The 20,198-nt window shown below is 65.5% G+C and carries 22 protein-coding genes; 12 read left to right on the top strand and 10 right to left on the bottom strand.

Annotated elements, in window-relative coordinates; all coding sequences use genetic code 11:
- Nucleotide 1 precedes the first annotated feature (1 nt).
- Nucleotides 2-769: an ABC transporter permease gene (locus ACV095_RS10415; protein WP_018772114.1), complete on the bottom strand. Its 768-nt coding sequence runs from the start codon at nt 767-769 to the stop codon at nt 2-4.
- Complete coding sequence (locus ACV095_RS10410; protein ID WP_478223393.1) at nt 766-1,734, bottom strand: ABC transporter ATP-binding protein; 969 nt, start codon at nt 1,732-1,734, stop codon at nt 766-768. Before ACV095_RS10410 ends, ACV095_RS10415 begins: the two co-directional genes overlap by 4 nt.
- 125 nt (nt 1,735-1,859) lie before the next feature.
- On the opposite strand from ACV095_RS10410, the gene ACV095_RS10405 reads away from it, so the two are divergent.
- The 6 genes from ACV095_RS10405 to ACV095_RS10380 are packed head-to-tail and all read left to right on the top strand — an operon-like array spanning nt 1,860 to nt 6,908.
- Nucleotides 1,860-2,645 (top strand): helix-turn-helix transcriptional regulator, encoded by a 786-nt coding sequence (locus ACV095_RS10405; protein WP_134165355.1) that lies wholly within the window; start codon nt 1,860-1,862, stop codon nt 2,643-2,645.
- Nucleotides 2,645-4,108 (top strand): Fe-S cluster assembly protein SufB, encoded by a 1,464-nt coding sequence (sufB, locus tag ACV095_RS10400; protein ID WP_018772111.1) that lies wholly within the window; start codon nt 2,645-2,647, stop codon nt 4,106-4,108. The genes ACV095_RS10405 and sufB overlap by 1 nt, the downstream gene beginning before the upstream one ends.
- Nucleotides 4,108-5,349, top strand: coding sequence for a Fe-S cluster assembly protein SufD (sufD, locus tag ACV095_RS10395; RefSeq protein WP_018772110.1), 1,242 nt, complete (start codon nt 4,108-4,110; stop codon nt 5,347-5,349). Before sufB ends, sufD begins: the two co-directional genes overlap by 1 nt.
- Before the next feature lie 20 nt (nt 5,350-5,369).
- A complete protein-coding gene (locus tag ACV095_RS10390; RefSeq protein WP_018772109.1) occupies nt 5,370-5,726 on the top strand; it encodes a non-heme iron oxygenase ferredoxin subunit in 357 nt (118 codons plus the stop codon).
- A 42-nt stretch (nt 5,727-5,768) separates the two neighbouring features.
- Nucleotides 5,769-6,563 carry a Fe-S cluster assembly ATPase SufC gene (sufC, locus tag ACV095_RS10385; RefSeq protein WP_018772108.1) on the top strand — a complete coding sequence of 265 codons (795 nt, stop codon included), beginning with the start codon at nt 5,769-5,771 and terminating at the stop codon, nt 6,561-6,563.
- A gap of 12 nt (nt 6,564-6,575) precedes the next feature.
- Nucleotides 6,576-6,908, top strand: coding sequence for a metal-sulfur cluster assembly factor (locus ACV095_RS10380; protein ID WP_018761278.1), 333 nt, complete (start codon nt 6,576-6,578; stop codon nt 6,906-6,908).
- 75 nt (nt 6,909-6,983) lie between these two features.
- Here the strand turns inward: ACV095_RS10380 and ypfJ are convergent, their stop codons facing one another.
- Entirely contained in the window at nt 6,984-7,865 is an 882-nt protein-coding gene (gene ypfJ / locus ACV095_RS10375; RefSeq protein WP_134165354.1) for a KPN_02809 family neutral zinc metallopeptidase, read from the bottom strand.
- Between the two features lie 58 nt (nt 7,866-7,923).
- Between ypfJ and ACV095_RS10370 the strand changes: the two genes are divergently transcribed.
- Nucleotides 7,924-9,330: a class I adenylate-forming enzyme family protein gene (locus tag ACV095_RS10370; protein WP_478223392.1), complete on the top strand. Its 1,407-nt coding sequence runs from the start codon at nt 7,924-7,926 to the stop codon at nt 9,328-9,330.
- On the top strand, nt 9,323-10,522 hold the full coding sequence (locus ACV095_RS10365) for a thiolase family protein (RefSeq protein WP_478223391.1): 1,200 nt from the start codon (nt 9,323-9,325) through the stop codon (nt 10,520-10,522). The genes ACV095_RS10370 and ACV095_RS10365 overlap by 8 nt, the downstream gene beginning before the upstream one ends.
- A gap of 17 nt (nt 10,523-10,539) precedes the next feature.
- Here ACV095_RS10365 and ACV095_RS10360 read toward each other — a convergent pair whose 3' ends face one another.
- From ACV095_RS10360 to ACV095_RS10350, 3 genes are read right to left on the bottom strand one after another with little or no spacing between them, the layout of a single operon-like run.
- On the bottom strand, nt 10,540-11,163 hold the full coding sequence (locus ACV095_RS10360; protein ID WP_056390257.1) for an energy-coupling factor transporter transmembrane component T family protein: 624 nt from the start codon (nt 11,161-11,163) through the stop codon (nt 10,540-10,542).
- Nucleotides 11,160-11,891 (bottom strand): energy-coupling factor ABC transporter ATP-binding protein, encoded by a 732-nt coding sequence (locus tag ACV095_RS10355; RefSeq protein ID WP_478223390.1) that lies wholly within the window; start codon nt 11,889-11,891, stop codon nt 11,160-11,162. Before ACV095_RS10355 ends, ACV095_RS10360 begins: the two co-directional genes overlap by 4 nt.
- Nucleotides 11,892-11,902: 11 nt before the next feature.
- Nucleotides 11,903-12,547: a biotin transporter BioY gene (locus ACV095_RS10350; protein WP_478223389.1), complete on the bottom strand. Its 645-nt coding sequence runs from the start codon at nt 12,545-12,547 to the stop codon at nt 11,903-11,905.
- A gap of 553 nt (nt 12,548-13,100) precedes the next feature.
- Between ACV095_RS10350 and ACV095_RS10345 the strand changes: the two genes are divergently transcribed.
- Nucleotides 13,101-14,117 carry a helix-turn-helix domain-containing protein gene (locus tag ACV095_RS10345; RefSeq protein WP_478223388.1) on the top strand — a complete coding sequence of 339 codons (1,017 nt, stop codon included), beginning with the start codon at nt 13,101-13,103 and terminating at the stop codon, nt 14,115-14,117.
- Between the two features lie 94 nt (nt 14,118-14,211).
- Here the strand turns inward: ACV095_RS10345 and istB are convergent, their stop codons facing one another.
- Both istB and istA read right to left on the bottom strand, forming a co-directional pair.
- Nucleotides 14,212-15,000 (bottom strand): IS21-like element helper ATPase IstB, encoded by a 789-nt coding sequence (gene istB / locus ACV095_RS10340; RefSeq protein ID WP_223917527.1) that lies wholly within the window; start codon nt 14,998-15,000, stop codon nt 14,212-14,214.
- Complete coding sequence (gene istA / locus ACV095_RS10335; RefSeq protein WP_223993174.1) at nt 14,997-16,529, bottom strand: IS21 family transposase; 1,533 nt, start codon at nt 16,527-16,529, stop codon at nt 14,997-14,999. Before istA ends, istB begins: the two co-directional genes overlap by 4 nt.
- Before the next feature lie 116 nt (nt 16,530-16,645).
- Between istA and ACV095_RS10330 the strand changes: the two genes are divergently transcribed.
- The gene (locus tag ACV095_RS10330) at nt 16,646-17,482 is read left to right on the top strand and encodes an IS30 family transposase (RefSeq protein ID WP_478223387.1); all 837 of its coding nucleotides are present in this window, start codon (nt 16,646-16,648) and stop codon (nt 17,480-17,482) included.
- A 55-nt stretch (nt 17,483-17,537) separates the two neighbouring features.
- Here the strand turns inward: ACV095_RS10330 and ACV095_RS10325 are convergent, their stop codons facing one another.
- Complete coding sequence (locus ACV095_RS10325; protein WP_134166166.1) at nt 17,538-17,954, bottom strand: hypothetical protein; 417 nt, start codon at nt 17,952-17,954, stop codon at nt 17,538-17,540.
- A 394-nt stretch (nt 17,955-18,348) separates the two neighbouring features.
- Here ACV095_RS10325 and ACV095_RS10320 point away from each other — a divergent pair, with 394 nt between their 5' ends.
- Nucleotides 18,349-18,828, top strand: a complete 480-nt coding sequence (locus ACV095_RS10320; RefSeq protein ID WP_018771177.1) for a GNAT family N-acetyltransferase — start codon at nt 18,349-18,351, stop codon at nt 18,826-18,828.
- Between the two features lie 37 nt (nt 18,829-18,865).
- Entirely contained in the window at nt 18,866-19,156 is a 291-nt protein-coding gene (locus tag ACV095_RS10315; protein ID WP_478223386.1) for an antibiotic biosynthesis monooxygenase family protein, read from the top strand.
- A 273-nt stretch (nt 19,157-19,429) separates the two neighbouring features.
- On the opposite strand, the gene ACV095_RS10310 is transcribed toward ACV095_RS10315, so the two are convergent.
- Nucleotides 19,430-19,993 carry a dihydrofolate reductase family protein gene (locus ACV095_RS10310; protein WP_018771175.1) on the bottom strand — a complete coding sequence of 188 codons (564 nt, stop codon included), beginning with the start codon at nt 19,991-19,993 and terminating at the stop codon, nt 19,430-19,432.
- Nucleotides 19,994-20,198 lie beyond the last annotated feature (205 nt).

The following is a 20,198-nucleotide window of genomic DNA, read 5'->3' as shown; positions in this document are numbered from 1 at the left end:
CTCAATTCCACTTGAACCAACGGATGGCTGCGGCGCCGGCGATGACCGTCCAGAGCAGCAGGATGAGGGCGGCGCCGCCGTTCACGGCCCCGTCCAGGAAGGCGGCCCGCATCGATTCGCCCAGGGCGCCGGAGGGCAGGAAGTGCACGACTGCCTGCGCGGCGGCAGGCAGTCGCCCCGCGGGGATGACGATGCCGCCCATGGCGCCGAGGAGGATCCACAGCAGGTTGGTGATGGCCAGCGTGGCTTCCGGCCGGACTGTCCCGGCCACCAGCAGCCCCAGCGCGGTGAAAGCCGCCGCGCCCAGCGCGAGCAGCGCCAGCCCCGGGAGCCAGCCCGCCGCCGTCGGCTGCCATCCCAGGGCCAGGGCAACCACGCCAACCACCACCACCTGGAGGCACAGAACGGCCAGGACCGACAGGACTTTGCCGGCAATCAGGCCGCCGCGGCCCAAGGGGGTGGTGGACAGGAACCGGAGTACGCCGTAGCGGCGGTCGAAGCCGGTGGCGATGCCCTGGCCGGTGAAGGCCGTGGACATCGCACACAGGGCCAGGATTCCGGGAACGGCCACGTTGATGCGGCTGGATCCCATTCCGTCCAGGAACGGGGTGACCGTCAGGCCCACAAGTGCCAGCAGGGGCAGCACCACTGCCAGGATCAGCTGCTCGCCGTTCCGCAGCATTGTCAGTGCCTCGTACTTGCCCTGCAGCAGGACCCGGCGCAGCAGGGGCGCCGGCTGCTGGGCCTCCTGCATTGCTGCGGTGCTCATCGGATGTCCTTTCCCGAGATATCCAAAAAGACGTCTTCAAGGCTACGCGCCTGAAGGCTCATTGAGGCGGGCATGATTCCCTTCGCCTCCCACCACCGGGCCAGGGCGGAGAGGTGCCGGGGCGTCAGGGCGCCGGTGATGGTGTAGCTGCCGGCACGGGGTTCGGAAACGTCCACGTCATCCGGCAAAGCGGCTGCCAGGTCCAGCCCGGGCGGGGCTTCGAACACCAGCGTCCGGATGTGCCCGCCGTCCTGGTCCGCAACGGGGCTGCGCTGCAGCAGTTCCCGCACGGTCCCTTCGGCAACGTTGCGGCCGCCGTCGATGATGTACACGTAGTCCGCCAGGCGCTGGGCGTCGTCCATCAGGTGGGTGGTGAGGATGATCCCCATCCCACTGTCACGCAACTCGGCGATCAGGTCGAACACCAGCTGCCGGGACTGCGGGTCCAGTCCGGCGCTGGGCTCGTCCAGGAACAATACTTCGGGCCTGCCCACCAGGGCGGCGGCGAGTGCCAGGCGCTGTTTCTGGCCGCCGGACAGCCTGCGCACGCTGGTCCGGCTGAAGGAGTCGATGCCCAGCCTGCCCACCAGGTCTTCCAGCGGCCACGGGCGGGCGTACAGCCCGGCGATGTGCCGCAGCAGCGGCAGGGGCCGGGCCGACGGCGGGAGGCCGCCGTCCTGCAGCATCACGCCGACGCGGGACCGGAGGTCAGCGCCTGCCGCCGCCGGGTCCTGGCCCAGCAGCGAGATGGTGCCGCCACTGCGCTTTTGCAGGCCCTGGGCGCATTCGAGGGTGGTGGTTTTTCCGGCACCGTTGGCGCCGAGGAGGGCGGTTACCTGTCCGCGCTCGGCAACGAGTGAAACGCCGCTGACAACCCTGAGCATCTTTCCGTCCAGGCTGGAAAGGGGGCCGACGTCCTTGATGAGCCCATGGATGGACAGAACGGGGGACTGGGGGGATCGCACCACAGTATTCTACGGGATGTAGTATTTAGCACCGTCCCCCGGGCCTGTGCAGCTGCCTGGCATAGGTCAGCCTGCCCTTACTGGAGTGCGGGACTAAATTACGACATGATTGTGTTGTGTATTCCATGACCAACGCTACTGCCGTGCCTGCGCCCGGGCCTGTGGCTGATGCCGACGAGCGCACCCGGGACCGGGTCCTCGCTGCCGTCCTGGAGCACGGGCCCGTCAGCGCGGCCGAACTGGGCGACATGCTGGGATTCACCCCGGCCGCCGTCCGGCGCCACCTGGACCACCTCTCGCGTGCGGGCGTCATCGAGGTCAAGCGGGTGGCCAAGCCCGGCGCGGGTGCCGGCCGTCCGGCCCGCCGCTACGTCCTCAGTTCACAGGGCCAGTCCAGCCTGGGCAACGACTACCTGGACATCGCCGCCCTTGCGCTCCAGCAGCTGCAAAAGATGGCAGGCCCGGACGCGGTGCGCGCCTTCGCCGAGGAGCGCTTTGCGGACATGGAGCGGCGCTACGCACCCGAAATCGAGCAGGCCGGCCCGGACATCCGGGACCGCGCCACCGCACTCGCAGCGGCGCTGACCCGCGACAACTTCGTGGCCTCCGCTGCGTCCATCGAGGCAAAGGCACCGCTGCCCGCGGCGCTTTCCAGCGTGCAGCTCTGCCAGGGCCACTGCCCCATCCAGCAGCTCGCCGCCCGCTTCCCGGTGTTCTGCGACGTCGAGACCGAAGTCTTTTCAAGGCTGGTGGGCGTTGACGTCCGCCGCCTCTCCACGCTGGCCCGCGGCGGCCACGTCTGCACCACACATATTCCTACAGGCAGGCTGCCTGCCAAACCGGCCACGGTGCCGGCGGCAGCCCCCGCCAGCCTGGACGAAGTAATCAACCATCAGCAAGAAAGGCCGTGATGACGGACCAACTATCAGAGAAAGCAGTCGCCGAAAACACTGTGATCTCGGAGATTCTGGAAAAGAATCCCGAGCTCCACGGCATCGGCAACTACGAGTACGGCTGGGCTGACAAGAACGATGTCGGCGCCAACGCCCGCCGTGGGCTCAACGAAGAGGTAGTCCGGGACATTTCGGCGAAGAAGAGCGAGCCGGAATGGATGCTCGACCTGCGCCTGAAGGGCCTGAAGTATTTCGATCGCAAGCCCATGCCCACCTGGGGCGCGGACCTCTCCGGCATCGACTTCGACAACATCAAGTACTTCGTGCGCTCCACCGAGAAGCAGGCTGCCACCTGGGAAGACCTGCCCGAGGACATCAAGAACACGTACGACAAGCTGGGCATCCCCGAGGCCGAAAAGCAGCGCCTTGTTTCGGGTGTTGCCGCCCAGTACGAGTCTGAGGTTGTTTACCACCAGCTGCGGGAGGACCTTGAGCGGCAGGGTGTCATCTTCCTGGACACCGACACCGCGCTGAAGGAACACCCGGAGATCTTCCAGGAGTACTTCGGCACCGTCATCCCGGTAGGCGACAACAAGTTCGCCTCGCTGAACACCTCCGTCTGGTCCGGCGGCTCGTTCGTGTACGTCCCCAAGGGCGTCCACGTGGAGATCCCCCTGCAGGCCTACTTCCGCATCAACACGGAAAACATGGGCCAGTTCGAACGCACGCTGATCATCGCCGACGAGGACTCCTACGTCCACTACATCGAAGGCTGCACAGCGCCGATCTACACCTCGGACTCGCTGCACTCCGCCGTCGTGGAGATCATCGTCAAGAAGGGCGCCCGCGTCCGGTACACCACCATCCAGAACTGGTCGAACAACGTCTACAACCTGGTGACCAAACGTGCCATCTGCGAAGCAGGCGCCACCATGGAATGGATCGATGGAAACATCGGCTCCAAGGTCACCATGAAGTACCCGGCCGTGTACCTCGTAGGCGAAGGGGCCAAGGGCGAGACCCTGTCCATCGCCTTCGCCGGCGAAGGCCAGCACCAGGACACCGGCTCCAAGATGGTGCACATTGCGCCGAACACCAAGAGCTCGATCATCTCCAAGTCCGTTGCCCGTGGTGGCGGCCGCGCCGCCTACCGCGGCCTGGTCCAGATCCGGGAAGGAGCCAAGCACTCGGCCAACACCGTGCGCTGCGACGCCCTCCTGGTGGACACCATTTCCCGGTCTGACACCTACCCGTACATCGACATCCGCGAGGACGATGTCCAGCTGGGACACGAGGCCACCGTTTCCCGCGTCAGCGAGGAACAGCTGTTCTACCTCATGTCCCGCGGCATGCCCGAGGACGAGGCCATGGCCATGATCGTGCGCGGCTTCATTGAGCCGATCGCCCGCGAACTGCCCATGGAATACGCCCTCGAGCTGAACCGCCTCATCGAACTCCAGATGGAAGGATCCGTCGGTTAATGACTGCCGAAGCAACTACCGAAAAGGCGCGCGTCGGCGCACCGTCGATCGCCGGTTTCACCGAGGAGGGCGAGCACCTCGTCGCCTCCAAGGTGGACCGCCACCACAGCCACGGCACACAGGTCATGGCCTCCCGCGCCGAGCGGCTCACCAGCCATGACGTGGCCGATTTCGCCCTGCCCAACGGCCGGGAAGAGGAATGGCGCTTCACCCCGGTGCGTGAACTGGCCAACCTGCTGTCCGATACCCCGTCGGAGGCCGGCGCCCTTGGCGTTACGGTCGAGGCACCTGCAGCCGTGGTCCAGCGGACCCTCCGCGCAGGTGAGGCCCCCCGTGGCGCCACCCTCGTCCCCGCCGACCGTGCCGCCGTCGTGGCTTCCGCGAACGCCGGCGACGCCCAGCTCATCTCCATCCCGGCGAACGCCGAGTTGGACGAGCCGGTGCGCCTGGTCCTGACCGGCAACGGCGCAGGCCGCCGGACCAACTCCCACGTGGTGATCGAAGCCGGAGTCAACAGCCGCTCCGTCGTGATCATCGAGCACGACGGCACCTCAGACCACAACGGCAACGTTGAGGTCCTGGTTCGCGAAGGCGCCCACCTCACGGTGGTTTCCCTGCAGCTCTGGGGGGACGACGCCAAGCACCTGGCACAGCATGACGCCGAGGTTGCCAAGGACGCCGTGTACAAGCACATTGCCGTAACTCTTGGCGGCAAGATCGTGCGCCTGAACTCCAACGTCCGCTTCGCCGGGGAAGGCGCCGAGACACAGCTCCTGGGCCTTTACTACGCCGATGCAGGCCAGCACCTGGAGCACCGTTCCTTCGTGGACCACAACGTGGCCAACTGCAAGTCCAACGTCCTCTACAAGGGCGCGCTGCAGGGCAAGGGTGCGCACACGGTCTGGGTTGGCGACGTGCTGATCCAGAAGCAGGCCGAGGGCACCGACTCCTACGAGAAGAACCAGAACCTGGTCCTGACTGACGGCTGCCGCGCGGACTCCGTGCCCAACCTCGAGATCGAGACCGGCCTGATCGAGGGTGCCGGCCACGCCAGCGCCACCGGCCGGTTCGACGACGAGCACCTGTTCTACCTGATGGCCCGCGGCATCCCCGAGGATGTTGCCCGCCGCCTGGTGGTCCGCGGCTTCCTGAACGAGATCATCCAGCAGATCAAGGTCCCGGCCCTCGAAGAGCGCCTGACCGATGCCGTGGAACGCGAACTCGCGGCAATCGACTACTAGAGACAGGCAGGCAGGAACGTATGAGCGGCAAACCCAAGGGTGAGCTGGTGTGCAGCGCCAATGACATCCAGGTCAAGCAGGCGCTGCGCATCCTGGTGGACGGCTACCCCGTAGCCGTGGTCCGGGACTCGATGGGGGACATCCACGCCATCGGTGACACCTGCTCGCACGCGGACATTTCCCTGTCCGAAGGCGACGTGGAAGGCTGCGCCATCGAGTGCTGGGGGCATGGTTCCCAGTTCGACCTGCGCAGCGGCCAGCCGCTCCAGCTCCCCGCCTACGATCCCGTGCCGGTCTTCGCCGTCGAACTCGACGGGGACGACGTCTACGTGGACGTCACCAACGTTTTGAACGGCGCAGCAGTAGACAACTACTGAGCGCCCGCAGCACCAGACTTACGAGCGAAAAGAAAGAAGAGCATGTCAACTCTTGAGATCAAGGACCTGCACGTCAGCATTGAGACGGAACAGGGCACCAAGGAGATCCTGAAGGGCGTCAGCCTGACCATCAGGACCGGCGAGACGCACGCCATCATGGGCCCCAACGGCTCGGGCAAGTCCACCCTCGCGTCCACCATTGCAGGGCACCCCCGTTACACCGTCACCCGTGGCACCATCACGCTGGACGGCGAAGACGTGCTGGCCATGAGTGTTGACGAGCGCGCCCGCGCCGGCGTCTTCCTGGCCATGCAGTACCCGGTGGAGGTTCCGGGCGTCACCATGACCAACTTCCTGCGCACCGCCAAGACCGCCATCGACGGCCAGGCGCCCGCCCTGCGCACCTGGACCAAGGACGTCAAGGCCGCCATGGAGAAGCTGCGCATCGACGCCGACTTCGCCCAGCGCAACGTCAACGAAGGCTTCTCCGGCGGCGAAAAGAAGCGCGTGGAGATCCTGCAGCTGGAGCTCTTCAAGCCCAAGTTCGCCGTCCTGGACGAGACCGACTCCGGCCTGGACGTGGACGCGCTCAAAATTGTGTCCGAGGGCGTCAACCGTGCGCACTCCGAGGGAAACATGGGCACGCTGCTCATCACGCACTACACCCGCATCCTGCGCTACATCAAGCCTGACTTCGTACACGTGTTCGTGGACGGACAGGTTGTCGAGGAGGGCGGCCCCGAGCTGGCCGACCGCCTCGAGGAAGAAGGCTACGACCGTTACGCCAAGGGCGCCGGCGCAGCCACCATCGCGGCTGCCGCCGCAGCACAGGCCTAGTAAGGACTTGTCATGACCGAAATCAAGCCGGGCCGCACGGCCCTGGAGGACGTCGAAGAGGCGCTCAAGGACGTCATCGACCCTGAGCTTGGCGTCAACGTGGTGGACCTGGGCCTCCTGTACGGCCTGAAGTACTCCGATGACGACGGTGCGCTCCTGATCGACATGACGCTCACCACCGCAGCCTGCCCGCTCACCGACGTGCTAGAGGAGCAGGTGGGCCAGGCCCTGGACGGCGTCGTTGACGACTGGCGCCTCAACTGGGTCTGGATGCCGCCTTGGGGTCCCGAGCGGATCACCGATGACGGCAAGGACCAGATGAGGGCCCTCGGCTTCAACATCTAGAAAAAAGTACGACGACGGCCGGTCACCTTTCCCGCGAAAGGTGACCGGCCGTCGTCGTACCCCGTTCCATTGAGGTTAGAGGGTGGCGGCGCTGAAGGTGTCGCACTGCTTGATGTCGCCGGTCTGGTAGCCCCGGCTGAACCACCGCTGGCGTTCCTCACTGGAGCCGTGTGTCCAGCCTTCGGGGGAGACACGTCCGGTGGCTGCCTTCTGGATCCGGTCATCGCCCACTGATGCGGCCGCCGACAACGCGTCGTTGACGTCCTGCTGGGTGAGCGGTTCCAGGTAGGGCTGCCCGGTGGACGGGTCCGGCGTGGTGGATGCGTACTTGGCCCACAGGCCTGCATAGCAATCCGCCTGCAGTTCCGTACGGACGGAACCGGACTCCGGTCCCTGCGGGTCCTGCTGCGCCCGCTGCAGATCGCCCAGCAGGTTCTGGACGTGGTGGCCGAACTCGTGCGCCACTACGTATTCCTGGGCCAGAGGTCCGCCTGAGGAACCGAACCGGTCCACGAGTTCCTGGAAGAAACCGGGATCAAAGTAGGCGGTAGTGTCCGTGGGGCAGTAGAAGGGCCCTACTTCGGAGGTTGCGGCCCCGCACCCGGTGTTGGTGCCGCCGCTGAAGATCACGGCCTCCGGGCGGGGGTACTGCACGTTGTACTGCTTCAGGTAGCCGGGCCAGAACGCATTGAGGCTGTTCACCGTGCCGGTGATCCGGCAGTCCAGGCGGGCATCGGCGTCCGCTCCGGTGGTGCAGGCCGGTGCCGTGCCCTGGGACTGTCCGCCGGCACCGTTGTCCACCAGCCCGCCGAGCATGTTCGGGTTGATTCCCAGCAGGAGCGCAACGAGCAGCACCAGGCCGCCGCCGATTCCGCCGCCGATTTTCACGCCGGTGCCCATGCCCCTACGGTCCTGGACCTGGGAAGGATCAAGCTGCACGTTGTCATTGAAACTCATATCGTCACAATACCCGCGGGCCGGGGGCTCAACCCGTGGCGGCCGGTAAAGTTGGTCCGTGCCTTTCCTCGACAAGATCCAGCTCTGGGCTGGGCAACGGCCGCAGGACACTGCCGTGGTGATCGCGGGCCGGCGACTGGACTGGGCGGAGCTGCTGGATGCCGCCGCGGGTCTGGTGCCGGAGATGAAGTCCGTCAGTACCCTGTGCGAGTCCAATTCGGTGGACTTTGCCGTGAAGTTCGCAGCCGCCGTGGCCGGCGGCCGCCAGTGCGCGGTCCTGGACCCTTCGTGGCCCGCACCGCTGCAGGAGGATATTGTCCGGCGGGTGGAGGCATGCGCCGTTCCGGCCCAGGTCTCCCCGGACGACGTGCTGGCCGACGGCCCGCCTGGCTCCAGCTTCCTCATCGGCCTCACTTCCGGCACTACGTCTGTACCCAAGGCGTTTACCCGCTCCCGGCGGTCATGGCAGCAGTCCTTCGACGCTTCAATCGAGTTTTTCGGGCTTCGCCAGGACGACGTCACCCTTGCGCCCGGGCCGCTGGCTGCCAGCCTGAACCTCTATGCCCTGGCCGAATGCCTCTACGCCGGATCCGAGTTCCAAACACTGGAGACGTTCGACGTCGGCGACGTCCACGCTGCCATCACCCACGACCGGGTCACCCGGCTGGTCCTGGTGCCCACCATGCTGCGGATGCTCAGCGAACGGGGGATGACAGGGTGCGTGGACGCCTCCGGAATCCGCACCATCATCTGTGCAGGCTCCAAACTCGATGCCCGCACCCTGGAAGCGGCACGGCGCTGGGCGCCGAACGCCACCATTTATGAGTACTACGGGGCCTCCGAGCTGAGCTTCGTCTCCGGCCTGGGCCTGGCCGCGGGACAGGTTCCGGCGGCTGGCGGTACGGGAATCGGGCGGCCCTTTCCCGGCGTGGACGTCCGGATCCTGGATGACGACGGCGGAGAGGTTCCGGATGGCGGCTACGGCAACATCTGCGTCCGCAGCGGCATGGTGAGCAACGGTTACCTGTGGGGCGACGACGGCGAGGCGCTGCGGTCCTTCGGCGACTGGTACACGGTGGGGGACCAGGGCTACCTTCTGGACGGCGAGTTGCACATCCTTGGCCGGCGCGCGGACATGATCCTTACCGCCGGAAGGAACGTCTACCCGCACGAGGTGGAACTGGCCCTGGCGGCAGTCCCGGGTGTGGCGGCAGCGGTGGCCGCCGGCGTGGCTGACGATCTGCGCGGCCAGCGCGTGGTGGCGGGGGTGGTTGCATCCCATGGCGGGCTGACGGCCACGCAGCTGCGCGCCGGCCTGGAGGACATCCTGTCCCGGCACAAGCGGCCCCTGCAGTACTACCTCCTGCCGGAACTTCCCACCACGGACCGCGGCAAGGTCAGCCGGAACCTGCTGCTGGAGTGGATCAACACCCGGGATCCCAGGGTACGGCCCCTTGGTGGCTGACGCGGTGCACGCTGAGCTCCTGCCACCGGACCGCCAGCCGGTGATCATCGCCGCCCGCCGCACCCCGGTGTGCCCGGTCAACGGAGCCCTGCGCACCCTGCGGGCACATGAACTCCTGGCCCCGGTGCTGCGCGCGCTCGTCTCCGAACTGTCCTTGGATCCGGACTCCGTTGCCGACGTCGTGATCGGCAACGCGGTGGGCGGCGGCGGAAACGTGGCCCGGTTGGCCTTGCTGGAGGCGGGTCTGCCCGTCACCGTACCCGGGATCACCGTGGACCGGCAGTGTGGCTCAGGACTGGACGCCATCGTCCTCGCGGCCCGGCTCGTGGCGGCAGGAGGCAGCCCCGTTTACCTGGCTGGGGGAGTGGAGAGCACCAGCACCGCGCCCCTGCGCGCCAACCGGAGGGACGACGGCGGCCCGGAGTTTTACGCCCGCGCCCAGTTTGTGCCGGCCAGCTACGGCGATCCGGACATGGGTACCGCCGCGGAAACGGTGGCCGCGGAATACGGAGTCGGCAGGGACCGCCAGGATGCCTTCGCCCTTGCCAGCCACCGGAAGGCCCTCACGGCGACCCGGGACCGGCGTTTCGCGGGCGAACTCGTGCCACTGGCCACCGCTGCCGGGACCGTCTCCGTCGATGGCGGGCCGCGGGCCGGCCTGACCCCCGCCATCATGGCAAGGTTCCCGGCCGCCTTCGTGCCGGGAGGAACCGTTACCGCCGGAAACTCCTGCTTCGACGCGGACGCCGCCGCCGCCGTCGTCATCACCTCCCTGGAGCGCGCACGCCGGCTGGGGGCACGCGACGGCCTGGTGGTGCGCGGCACCGGCACAGCCGGCGTGGCCCCCCAGGTACTGGGGATCGGTGCTGCCCCTGCCGCGCGGGAGGTGCTGGCCCGTGCCGGGGTGTCAGCCGGCGAGGTGGACCTGGTGGAATTCAATGAGGCGTTCGCGTCGCAGGCACTTGCCTGCCTGGACCAGCTTGGCATCGATCCCGAGCGGGCAAACCTCGACGGCGGTGCGTTGGCTCTGGGGCATGCCTACGGTGCGTCCGGGGCCGTCCTGGTGACGCGGCTGCTGGCCCAGGCGAGGTGCGCCGGCACGCCGGGAACCCTGGGGCTGGCGATGATCAGCATGGCGGGCGGCATGGGGACCGCGGCACTGCTGGAGTACCGGCAGCTGGCGCCAGCCTGATCTTCAGGGGGGCTGTGTCAGTCCTCGGCCTCGCCGAGGCCGCGGGCGGCGAGCGCTTCGCCGGTTTGGCGGGCGTAGGCCACGGAGGTGATGAACACGGGCAGGATCAATGCGCGCGGGTTGCGCTCCAGGCCCCGTGCCCGGGCGGAATCGCGGACGTCGGCGAACGTGCCGGCAATGAACGGGATGCTGCGGAGCATGATGCCAATAGTCAGGGCGAAGCGTTCAGGATCAGCGCCGAGCCTCCTGAACGGACGCGCCAGCCGGACAACGCCATCCAGGAGCTGTTGAATGGGTGTGGTGGCGGTGAGCAGGGACGCCGCCACCACGCAGACCAGGATGTTCAGGACGATCCGCGCCGCAGTGGGGCCGCCGAGCTGCCACCACTGGAAGAACCCGATGGCCAACAGCACTGGAGCCAGCGGCCGGACGGCTCCCCAGATCCGTCTCGCGCCGGCGCCTGCCAACAGGAACAGTCCGGTGAGCATGGCCAGCACGGCAGCGGAGATGCGCCAATCCACGATGACGAAGGACGCCAGGCCGCAGGCAAACACAAGCCCGAACTTCAGCGCCAGCGGTGCGCGGTGAAGAAGGGAGTTGCCTGGCACGTAATTGGCCAGGAGGAATCCGTGGCCCCTCACGGAGCGTCCCTGCCTGCCGGATTCAGCCCCTGCAGGCACCACGAACGGTAGGCTGCCACGGCTTCGCCAGGGGCGCCGTCGAATGCCACGCGGCCTGCTTCGATGACCAGGACGCGGTCCATTTCCAGTGCCAGGTCCAGGTCATGGGTGGACATGATGATCTGCTGGTCCAGGTTGGCCAGCGTCCGGCGGAGCAGCTCACGGTTGCGCAGGTCAAGGAGGGTGGAGGGTTCATCCAGGACCAGGACCGCAGGGTTCACTGCGAGCACGGCGGCGAGCGCCATGAGCTGGCGCTCACCGCCGGACAGCTCGTAGATGCTCTGGTCGGCCAGGTGCAGGAGCCCCAGCCGTTCGAGCGCCTGGCCGGCCTGGCGGCGCCGCTCGGGGCCGTTTTTCACGGAACGGCGCAGGGAAAGCTCCACATCCTCCCTGCCGGTGGGCATCACCAGCTGGGAGAGGGGATCGGTGAAGACGAAGCCGACGTTCCGCCTGACTTTCCGCACGGCACGCACTGTATCGTCGCCGTCGACCGTCACCGTGCCGGTGGTGGGCTGGATGAGCCCGTTGACCAGGCGCAGCAGCGTTGACTTGCCCGAGCCGTTGGCGCCGATGACGCCCACGCGTGCCTCCTCCAGCCGGAGGGTCACCGCGTCAAGGAGGACTTTGGGCTGTGCGGAGTTCTCCGTTTCGACGGCGACGGACGCCTGGTCAAAGGTCACTGCGGGCATGGCGGGAGGTCCTAGGCGCTTTCGGACGCGGCGGTACGCCGGCGCACGCGGCGGACCAGGACGTCGGGGAAGGCGCGGTGAAGGGCGACGGCGATCGCGGCGGCGAGGACATTCTTGATGATGTCGCCCGGGTAGAAGACCAGGTCGCTCAGGAAGGCCTGCTCCAGGGTGGCCTTGGAGTTCAGCGCGATGCCCAGGATGCCCAGCGAGTGCACAACCACGATGCTCGTGGCCGTGGCAGCCACGAAGAACCAGAGGGCGCGGGCCTTGGTGGTGCGTTTGATCACCACGGTGGCCAGCCATCCCACGACGCCTGCGGCGATGGGGAAGGCGATGATGTAGCCGGCCGAGGGTCCGGCGAGGATGCCCAGGCCGCTGCGGCCCTGGCTGAAGATGGGCAGGCCGGCCAGGCCAAGGAGCGTGTAAAGCCCGACGGCGGCGAACCCGCGGGCGGGGCCCAGCACCAGTCCGGTGAGCATGACGGCCAGGGTCTGGAAGGTGATGGGGACGCCGAAGCCGTTCAGGGCCAGTCCGGGCACCAGGGCTGCGCCGGCCACGAGGGCGGCAAAAACGGCGATCAGCCCAAGGTCAGTGCCGTTCCAGCGGCGGCGCTCCGTCCGCGGGCTGTTCTTGGGGGTGGTCTCGGTATTGCTCATGGTGGTCCTGTCGGGGTTGTACAAGCGGAATCTAATGTACAGCCGACGCTACCGGGGTGGAACACCGCCCATTTTGTAGGGGATCTACTAAACCGGGCCGCGCCTGCCTCGGGCTGGGCACAAAGAGCCCTCGGTCACGGGTCTTGTCGCTTCTTCCGGCGCGTGAGGCCCCCACTGTTGATCGTACCGACGAGGCTCCTATCCACTGGTGGCTGCACCTCTTCCACCGAACGGTTGTCAGACTTTGTTGCGGGAGTCTCCCGGCTTCTGGGTCTCGGGGGAGAACCCCAGGAGCAGGTGACGACACCGGCGGCGCCAGGGCGTGGCCCCCGTCCTACCGGCCTCACGTCGAATCGTGTAGGCGCCGCAGGCGCAGCTGGCCGGCGCGCATCCCACTGCTATGCCGGCGTACCTTGGTCCTCATGCCCCCACCTGCTCCGATGTCTCGAAACCGTCCAGAAAACCACCGGTTTTGAGACGATTTGATGTGTAGCGGTTAGGGCACCCCTGATTCTGTTGATCGAAGCAACACCCAATCCAGGGAGTTCCTTCGATGTATCAACAGTTCGATTCGCCCACCGGTGTCAGGTTTCTTGCTCTCATAAAGGAGGGCAAGAGTTTCAGAGAATCAGTACGGGTGACCGGAGTCGGTAAGGAGACGGGTTACCGGTGGCTGCGTGATGAGTACCTCCGATTCCGCAGCAAAGGCCTCGACCACGTAGCTGCCCAGGTCGAACTGGGATTCACGTCACGCAATGCCGAGAAATGGAACGAACGCTTCCTGAGAAGCTCCGGGCGCCATCACTTCCAAGTCGACCCAGCTGTTGAGGAAGCGTTCTGGTCCTCATACTCCACCGGCATGAGCGTATTGGCTGCTGCAACATCAGCAGGCGTAAAGCACACGACAGGGTACCGGTGGGTCTACCGGCGTTTCATCGCTCTGCGAAGTGGACTTCCGCTGGCAGAGGTTGTCGATGCGTTACGACTGTCCCCGGGGACAACCGTTAGATGGGAAGCCCAACGGAGAAAAGAACTGGAAGCCGAAAAAGCACGTCTGCTGAAAGCCGAGCGGGAAGCGATTCGGACCGCGAGGATCGTTGCCGAGAGGGTTGCAGCTCCTTTGTCTCCAGCACAAAAGCGACGCGCGTTACGGGAGACACGATATTGGGAGTTGGTGGGCTCCGGTGCTTCCAATGCTGCCGCCTGCAGGATGTTGGGCGTGAGCAGGGTTATCGGGACAAGGCTTCGGAACCAGAGGGCGCAACAGCCACGGGCCAGCCTCAAACCACCATCGGGCAGGTACTTGTGCCTGCGCGAGAGGCTTCAAATGGCGGACCTGCTCCGCTTGGGATGTTCTCTGCGGCAAATTGGCAGGGAGCTGGGGAGGCATGCCTCGACCATCAAACGGGAGCTTGACCGGCACCGTGATCCCCGGGGGCGCTACTTGCCCCATATCGCCGATCACGAAGCGCGCAGCCAGCGACGTCGGCCGAGGGATCGGAAATTGCACGCTAATCCACGCCTGCACGTGTCAATGGCCTTTGGTTTCTGCCCACGGGCGGCCAGTTAATCGGCCCGCTGGTGGCCAGTAAATCTGCCCGGTGATGGCCAACAGATCTGCCCACTGAGGGTTTTCGGTGGGATTGGCCATCGTCGAGGGTTTGTTAGTTCAGTTCGGTGACTCCTTTCCCGGCGAGGGCTTGAGTGAGTCGGATGGAGTCGCCGCTGGTTTGGCAGACGTGGGCGTGGTGCAGGAGCCGGTCCACGGTTGCCGTGGCGAGGGTTTTGGGCATCAGTTCATCGAAGCCGGCGGGGTGCAGGTTCGAGCTGATCGCGACGGAGCGTTTCTCGTAGGCGGCGTCCACGACCCGGTAGAGTCCTTCGGCGGCGTCGGTGGCCACCGGGAGAAGGCCGATGTCATCGATCACGACGAGTTCCGCGCGGAGGATTCTAGCCACGGCCCTGGTGACGCTGTCGTCGGTGCGGTGTGCGCGGATGAGGGCGCCGAGGTCTTCGAGTCTGAACCAGGCAACGCGCATCCCGGCTTCGACGGCTTGCTGGCCGAGGGCTTCGAGGAAGAACGTTTTCCCGGTGCCGGAGGGCCCGCAGACGACCAGGTTCTCGCGTCGGGTGATCCATTCCAGGGTGCGCAGGGCTTGCTGGGTGGGCGCCGGGATGGAGGAGACGGCGGGGTCCCAGACGTCGAAGGTCTTCCCGGTCGGGAAGCCTGCTGCTTTGCGCCGGGTGGCGAGCATGGACCGGGCCCGGCCTGCGGCTTCTTCGGTGAACAGTGCCTTGATGATCTCGGTTGGTTCCCAGCGCTGGGCGCGGGCGGTCGCGATCAGCTCCGGTGCCAGTGCCCGGGCGTGGGGCATCTTCAGTTGCCGCATCAGCGCTTCCAGTTCGGCCGGCAGGGCCGGGGCGGTGGTGTTCGTGGTGGTGACCGGGCTCATCGGCTCTGCTCCTTTGCGGGGGCGCTGGACGGCTCGGCGCCGAGGCCTGCCCAGGCGCTGGTGCCTTGGGTGAGGGACCTGGTTTCGTTAGCGGCGTGGGTGGTGGTGCGGCGGATGTTCGCGTTCAGGATGGAGGGCAGGTCGCCGTGGGCGAACCGGCCGTGCAGCGCGGCGTCTCCCAGGGCACGGTCCACGGACTCGGTCCCGGCGATCTTGGCCAGGGTCACGGCCTCGGCCATTTTCATGTTCATCCGGCCTGTTCCTGCAGCCGCGGCTTCCACGAGCCAGGTCTTGGCGCCGGCGCCGATGGCCAGGAACTCGGCTTCACCGGCGGTGCGTGCCTTCACGGCGTAGTCGCCCGGGGTTCTGGTACTGGTCCCTGGGAAGTGCTCCTCGATGACCGCGGGACTGCCGGGCCTTGCCCGGCCGTGGCGGGCGACTTCGACCGGGCCGGTCGGGCCGTGGTGGACGATGATGACCTGTTCGTCAGGGCCGGTGCCGTGGGAGCGGACGAACACCTTCGCGCCGAGCAAATGCGACGGCACCGAGTACTGGGCGTTCTCGAAGGAGACCATCGGGGTGTTCTCCGGGACTATACGGGCCAGCCCGAACGCGACCGTGTGCGCGGTCTCCGGGATCCGGTGCAGCCGGGCCGCTTCCTCCGCCAAAACCATTGCGGGTTTACGTCGGGTGGCCCGGTGTTCGCGGTTGTTGACCTCGTCCATGAACGCCTCGCAGGCGGCCTCCAGCTCGGCAAAGGAAGCGTAACCGGGCCTCAGGTTCGTGTCGGTGGGCACGAGGTCGGCTTTGGCCAGTTTCACCGACGCTTCGACTCCGCCTTTCGTTGCAGGGTCCGCGGGCTGGCAGGTCAGCACGGTGACCCCGTAGTGCCGGGCGAAGTCCAGGGTCTGCTGGTTCCGCACCGGAACCCCTGCGACATGGGCCGTTGTCACGGTTTTCTCGTTATCGGTCAGGACATACGTTGGTGCCCCGCCCAGGATCCGGAAGCACCGGTCGAGGGCTGCGAACACGCTCGGCGCGGTCCGGTCCCGCAACGGGATCACGATCCGGAACCTTGAGAACGCCAGCCAGGCAACGAACAGAATGGTTTTTACGCCGCCGATCCGTGGCCCGTCGCCGAAGTCGTACTGCAGCCACATCCCAGGCTCGGTGATCCACGGCCGGTGCACACGGGTGTGTCCGAGCCGCCACGCGGCCTTGACCTGCGCGATCGCCCGGCGCGTAGACCGCTCGGACCCCTCATAGCCTAGGGCGAGCAGCTTTTCGTGGGCCTTGTCGGCGCGGATCCGGCCCTTGGACGCCTCTACCCATTCCTCGATCTTAGGCAGGTAAGCGTCCGTGACCCTGGGCCGGGGCGCCGGTTCTGCAATTGGCCGGCCGGCGTCCCGCGCGGCGACGTGCCTGGCTACAGTGTGGTGCGAGCAGCCCGTGAGCTCCGCGGTGGCGCGCAACGATCCGGTCAGATCATAGGCAGCAAGAATTTCCATGATTTCTCCGTCATGCTTCATACAGGGCCTCTTCCTGGGACGACATTTGGTGCGACTAGACACCGTCATCAAATCCCGGGGAGAGGCCCCCGCCGCTGAAGACGCGGCAGGAACAGTTGAGGAAGTGGGCAGATCTCATGGCCACCAGTGGGCAGTTCTACTGGCCGTCAGTGGGCAATTTCGTGGCCGCCTATGGGCAGTTTTTCATGGCCGCTTACATGCACGCACTGGTGCAAACAAAGCTAACCAGTCACTGGTCGCCGGAGCAGATCTGCGGGTGGTTGGCGCTGGAATTTCCCGCTGAACCAGCGCTGCGGCTCTGTCCGGAGACAATCTACCAAGCACTATTGTTCGGCGATCATGGCGGGCTAAGAACGGCTGGCAAGCCACGCCTGCGCACAGGGCGAAAGATTCGTAAGCACCGCTGGCGGACAGGATCAGGTCATGGTTCCGTCGTGAAGAACATGACGATGATTCACGAAAGACCGCCAGAGGTTGATGCCAAAGAAGAGGCCGGCCACTGGGAAGGTGACCTCATCGTGGGGGTTGGTTCCGCATCCGCTATGGTCACCTTACGGGAACGAAAGACCCACTACGGAATCATCATCAACCTTCCGCACGGACACACCGCAGCGCAGACCAACCAAGCGATCATCGCTGCCTTCTCAGGCTTGCCGGCTCACCTGAAGCAGACACTGACTTGGGACCAAGGCGTGGAAATGGCCCGTCATCAGGAATTAGCGGCCGCTACCGGACTGCGGATCTACTTCGCGGAGCGGTCCAGCCCCTGGCAACGCGGCGCGAATGAGAACTTTAATGGCCTCGCGCGCCAATACTTCCCAAAGGGTACGGATCTCTCCGTCCATTCAGAGGTCCACGTCAAACAGGTCTGCGTCGAGCTGAACAGCAGGCCACGCAAAAGCCTCGGCTACCTCACTCCGGCAGCAATCTTTCAATTCTCGACGGACGGATAGGCTCCCGCGCCAAGAGCCTCCAGCTGCCGACTGGCGACGCCTCTCTCGCGTCCCGTCAGTCTGCCCCTATCCTCCGGTTCACAACGTGGCCTGCAGTGGCAGCACTCTTCAGTAGATCTTCAAGGCGATTCCTAAAAGACTGTTCTGCGCCGAAAAAAGTTCGGTCCGTCAAACGCCACCCGAAAGTGTCAAAAGCGCGTGCCTGAAGCTTGCACCCGTCATCGATTGCTGTCGCCGTAACCTCCAGGGCAACTGGAAGAACTTTCTCGCCTGAAAGGAGGTTTCCGAGGATCCTATAAAACCAATTAGAGCCAGCACGGATACGTACCGCTCCGCCGTCGATTTCAACCTTCGCGCGTGACTTAGCGAACGATCCCGCAATGGCTTCGATGGCGGCGCTGGCACCTAAGGGCGATCGCCAGTGCTCAGTTATCTCCACGATTGGTTTTCCCTTGTAACCATCAAGGCCCACGACAACGCCCCCTTCATTGCGGAAGGACGTGTTCTTTGGACGTCCCGGTACCGAATCTACAGGCGATCTTTCTAATGAGGGATAACCTCTTTGCGCAGCCTATCCAGGGGGCCGTTCTATAGCTCCCCTTCGTACTCTCGTAGACTTCAACCACAGGGCGACAGAGCCCGAAAGTAGCCCGTTGTTGCGTCGACCACTTGAATCCGCCGCACCTTCACCGTGCAATCATCGTGCGGGGTAAACGTGCATAGGGAGGCCAGCAACGGTGCCGAGGGAAGAATCTTGCGTGGCCGCGCGCTCGGCCACCGGCTTACGGGCGGTACATCGTCACTTCCCCAGGCTGAGCCAATGCGCACTGAGATATCCCTGCTCGTCGTCGTGACAGGATCGACTAATGAACCTAACACCACTTCCAGACGTTCGTGCGGAGCAGGGAAGCGCGTCCGCACGGGACGCGGCCGGAATCTGGGCTCGCGCTACCGCTCTGCGGGATCAACTCCCCGTAATTCCAGCGGTCGACGACAAACTGCCGGGTATTGAATCAGCGCTTGCCCTTGACGGGGCGCTGCTACTAATGGCCCGTACTGGTGATCGCGCGATGGCGTTCTCGATCGTCGTTCCTCGACTGGATGTTTTGGAAGTGCTCTATCTAGCAGTTGACCCGGAAGCCTGGGGCAACGGTCTTGCGCGCCAACTCCTTGATCATGTCCGACGCCACTCGCTGGACGTGCAGATTTCTATGGAGCTTTGGGTTATCGCTGACAACACGAGAGCCATCGCCTCCTACGAAAGTGCCGGCTGGATTCCAACGTCCGACGTTAAGGTTCGCAACTCGCCGGGCCGGCCGGAACGACGCTACATCCTGTCCCCGTAAGGGATCGTCAACCGGACGGCTGTGAGAAGCTGAGCGAGTGATTCTGGAGCACGCGATCCTCCCCGTCCGTACCGGCAGCGAGTCGGATTTCCAAGAGGCATTCCGGGTGGCGCGACCTCTGATCAGCAGGCAGCCGGGGTTCCGCAGTCTTTCGATTTCGCGGTCGATCGAGTCCCCAAACGTGTACCTTCTCCTCGTTGAGTGGGATTCGATGGAAGCTCACACCGACGGCTTCCGTGGGTCCGCCGACTACGAGCAATGGAAGGGCCTGCTGCACCATTTCTACGACCCGTTCCCGGTCGTTGAGCACTTCACAACGGTGCGGTAGCCGATCCCCTTGCGGACAGCCAAACTCGTCTCCTGGTCCGTCTGGATCTGTCTCATGACTCGGGTAAGTAAGAGTCCCGGTGTTTCGAGGTGCAGAGGCCTTCGAGGCACCGAATGGGCCCAATTGAATGGGCCGCTGCCCCTCAGTCGGATCCATACCCGGACGGTCGCCTTTGGTGAAGAACACGATCCTGCACGAACGTCCATCGCCTCATAACAGAGTGCAGCGAGATTCTTGGTTGGCCCGGGGCCATGCTGACCCGACGTCGGGTATTCAGCGCCTGGTCTCGTACCTGGTCAGCAACACGCCGTCGGGAAACGGCCGGGTCTCCACCAGGCTCAGGTTTACCCAGTTGTCCAGGGCGGTGAAGAACGGCGTGCCGCCGCCCACCAGGACCGGGTGGGTGACGAGCACGTAGTCGTCGATCAGCCCGGCCCGCATGGCCGCCCCGGCGAGTGTGGCACCGCTGATGTCCATGGCGCCGCCGTCGCCGGCCTTGAGCCGGGTGATTTCGGTGACCGCGTCGCCGGTGACCAGGCGGGTGTTCCAGCCGACCGTGCTGATAGTCGAGGAGAACACTGCCTTCGGCATCTCCCGCCAGCGGTGGGCGAACTCGATCTGCGCCGGCGTGGCGCCAGGCTGCTGGTCGGCAGTCGGCCAGTGGGAGCTCATGGTCTCCCACAGTTTGCGCCCGTACAGCGCCAGCCCGGTCACCGCAACCCGGTCCGACCACCATTGAAACAGCTCGTCGCTCGGTACGCCCCAGCCGAGGTTGTCCCCGGGCGCGGCAATGTAGCCATCCACGCTCATGTTCATGGCGAAGGTGAGGTTGCGCATGGCGATAGTCTCCCGTCGTTCGGTATTCGCTGTACAGACCGGCGGTTGACGGAGGTGGACCCGTGTGCGCTCCGCAGGCGATAGGAAGTGCCGGAACGGATCACCAGCGGTAGTCCATACACCGCTGCAAACATCCAGCAGAACTGTCAATTCAGACGTAAATGGCTTCGTGCTGAAAATGCTTTTTAGCAGGCCTCCACAAAAT

The organism is Arthrobacter sp. JDC6 (assembly GCF_056484025.1).
The sequence above is the reverse complement of the archived record's forward strand: the minus strand, read 5'-3'. Positions and strand labels throughout refer to the sequence as shown.

What these genes read in the sequence shown, in the direction of transcription:
- ACV095_RS10415 (WP_018772114.1), bottom strand. Translation starts at nt 769, where the DNA reads ATGAGCACCGCAGCAATGCAGGAGGCCCAGCAGCCGGCGCCCCTGCTG.
- istB (WP_223917527.1), bottom strand. Translation starts at nt 15,000, where the DNA reads ATGAGCCCGGTCACCACCACGAACACCACCGCCCCGGCCCTGCCGGCC.
- ACV095_RS10355 (WP_478223390.1), bottom strand. Translation starts at nt 11,891, where the DNA reads ATGCCCGCAGTGACCTTTGACCAGGCGTCCGTCGCCGTCGAAACGGAG.
- sufB (WP_018772111.1), top strand. Translation starts at nt 2,645, where the DNA reads ATGACGGACCAACTATCAGAGAAAGCAGTCGCCGAAAACACTGTGATC.
- ACV095_RS10320 (WP_018771177.1), top strand. Translation starts at nt 18,349, where the DNA reads ATGAACCTAACACCACTTCCAGACGTTCGTGCGGAGCAGGGAAGCGCG.
- istA (WP_223993174.1), bottom strand. Translation starts at nt 16,529, where the DNA reads ATGAAGCATGACGGAGAAATCATGGAAATTCTTGCTGCCTATGATCTG.
- sufC (WP_018772108.1), top strand. Translation starts at nt 5,769, where the DNA reads ATGTCAACTCTTGAGATCAAGGACCTGCACGTCAGCATTGAGACGGAA.
- ACV095_RS10345 (WP_478223388.1), top strand. Translation starts at nt 13,101, where the DNA reads ATGTATCAACAGTTCGATTCGCCCACCGGTGTCAGGTTTCTTGCTCTC.
- ypfJ (WP_134165354.1), bottom strand. Translation starts at nt 7,865, where the DNA reads ATGAGTTTCAATGACAACGTGCAGCTTGATCCTTCCCAGGTCCAGGAC.
- ACV095_RS10380 (WP_018761278.1), top strand. Translation starts at nt 6,576, where the DNA reads ATGACCGAAATCAAGCCGGGCCGCACGGCCCTGGAGGACGTCGAAGAG.
- ACV095_RS10350 (WP_478223389.1), bottom strand. Translation starts at nt 12,547, where the DNA reads ATGAGCAATACCGAGACCACCCCCAAGAACAGCCCGCGGACGGAGCGC.
- ACV095_RS10390 (WP_018772109.1), top strand. Translation starts at nt 5,370, where the DNA reads ATGAGCGGCAAACCCAAGGGTGAGCTGGTGTGCAGCGCCAATGACATC.
- sufD (WP_018772110.1), top strand. Translation starts at nt 4,108, where the DNA reads ATGACTGCCGAAGCAACTACCGAAAAGGCGCGCGTCGGCGCACCGTCG.
- ACV095_RS10330 (WP_478223387.1), top strand. Translation starts at nt 16,646, where the DNA reads ATGGCCACCAGTGGGCAGTTCTACTGGCCGTCAGTGGGCAATTTCGTG.
- ACV095_RS10405 (WP_134165355.1), top strand. Translation starts at nt 1,860, where the DNA reads ATGACCAACGCTACTGCCGTGCCTGCGCCCGGGCCTGTGGCTGATGCC.
- ACV095_RS10310 (WP_018771175.1), bottom strand. Translation starts at nt 19,993, where the DNA reads ATGCGCAACCTCACCTTCGCCATGAACATGAGCGTGGATGGCTACATT.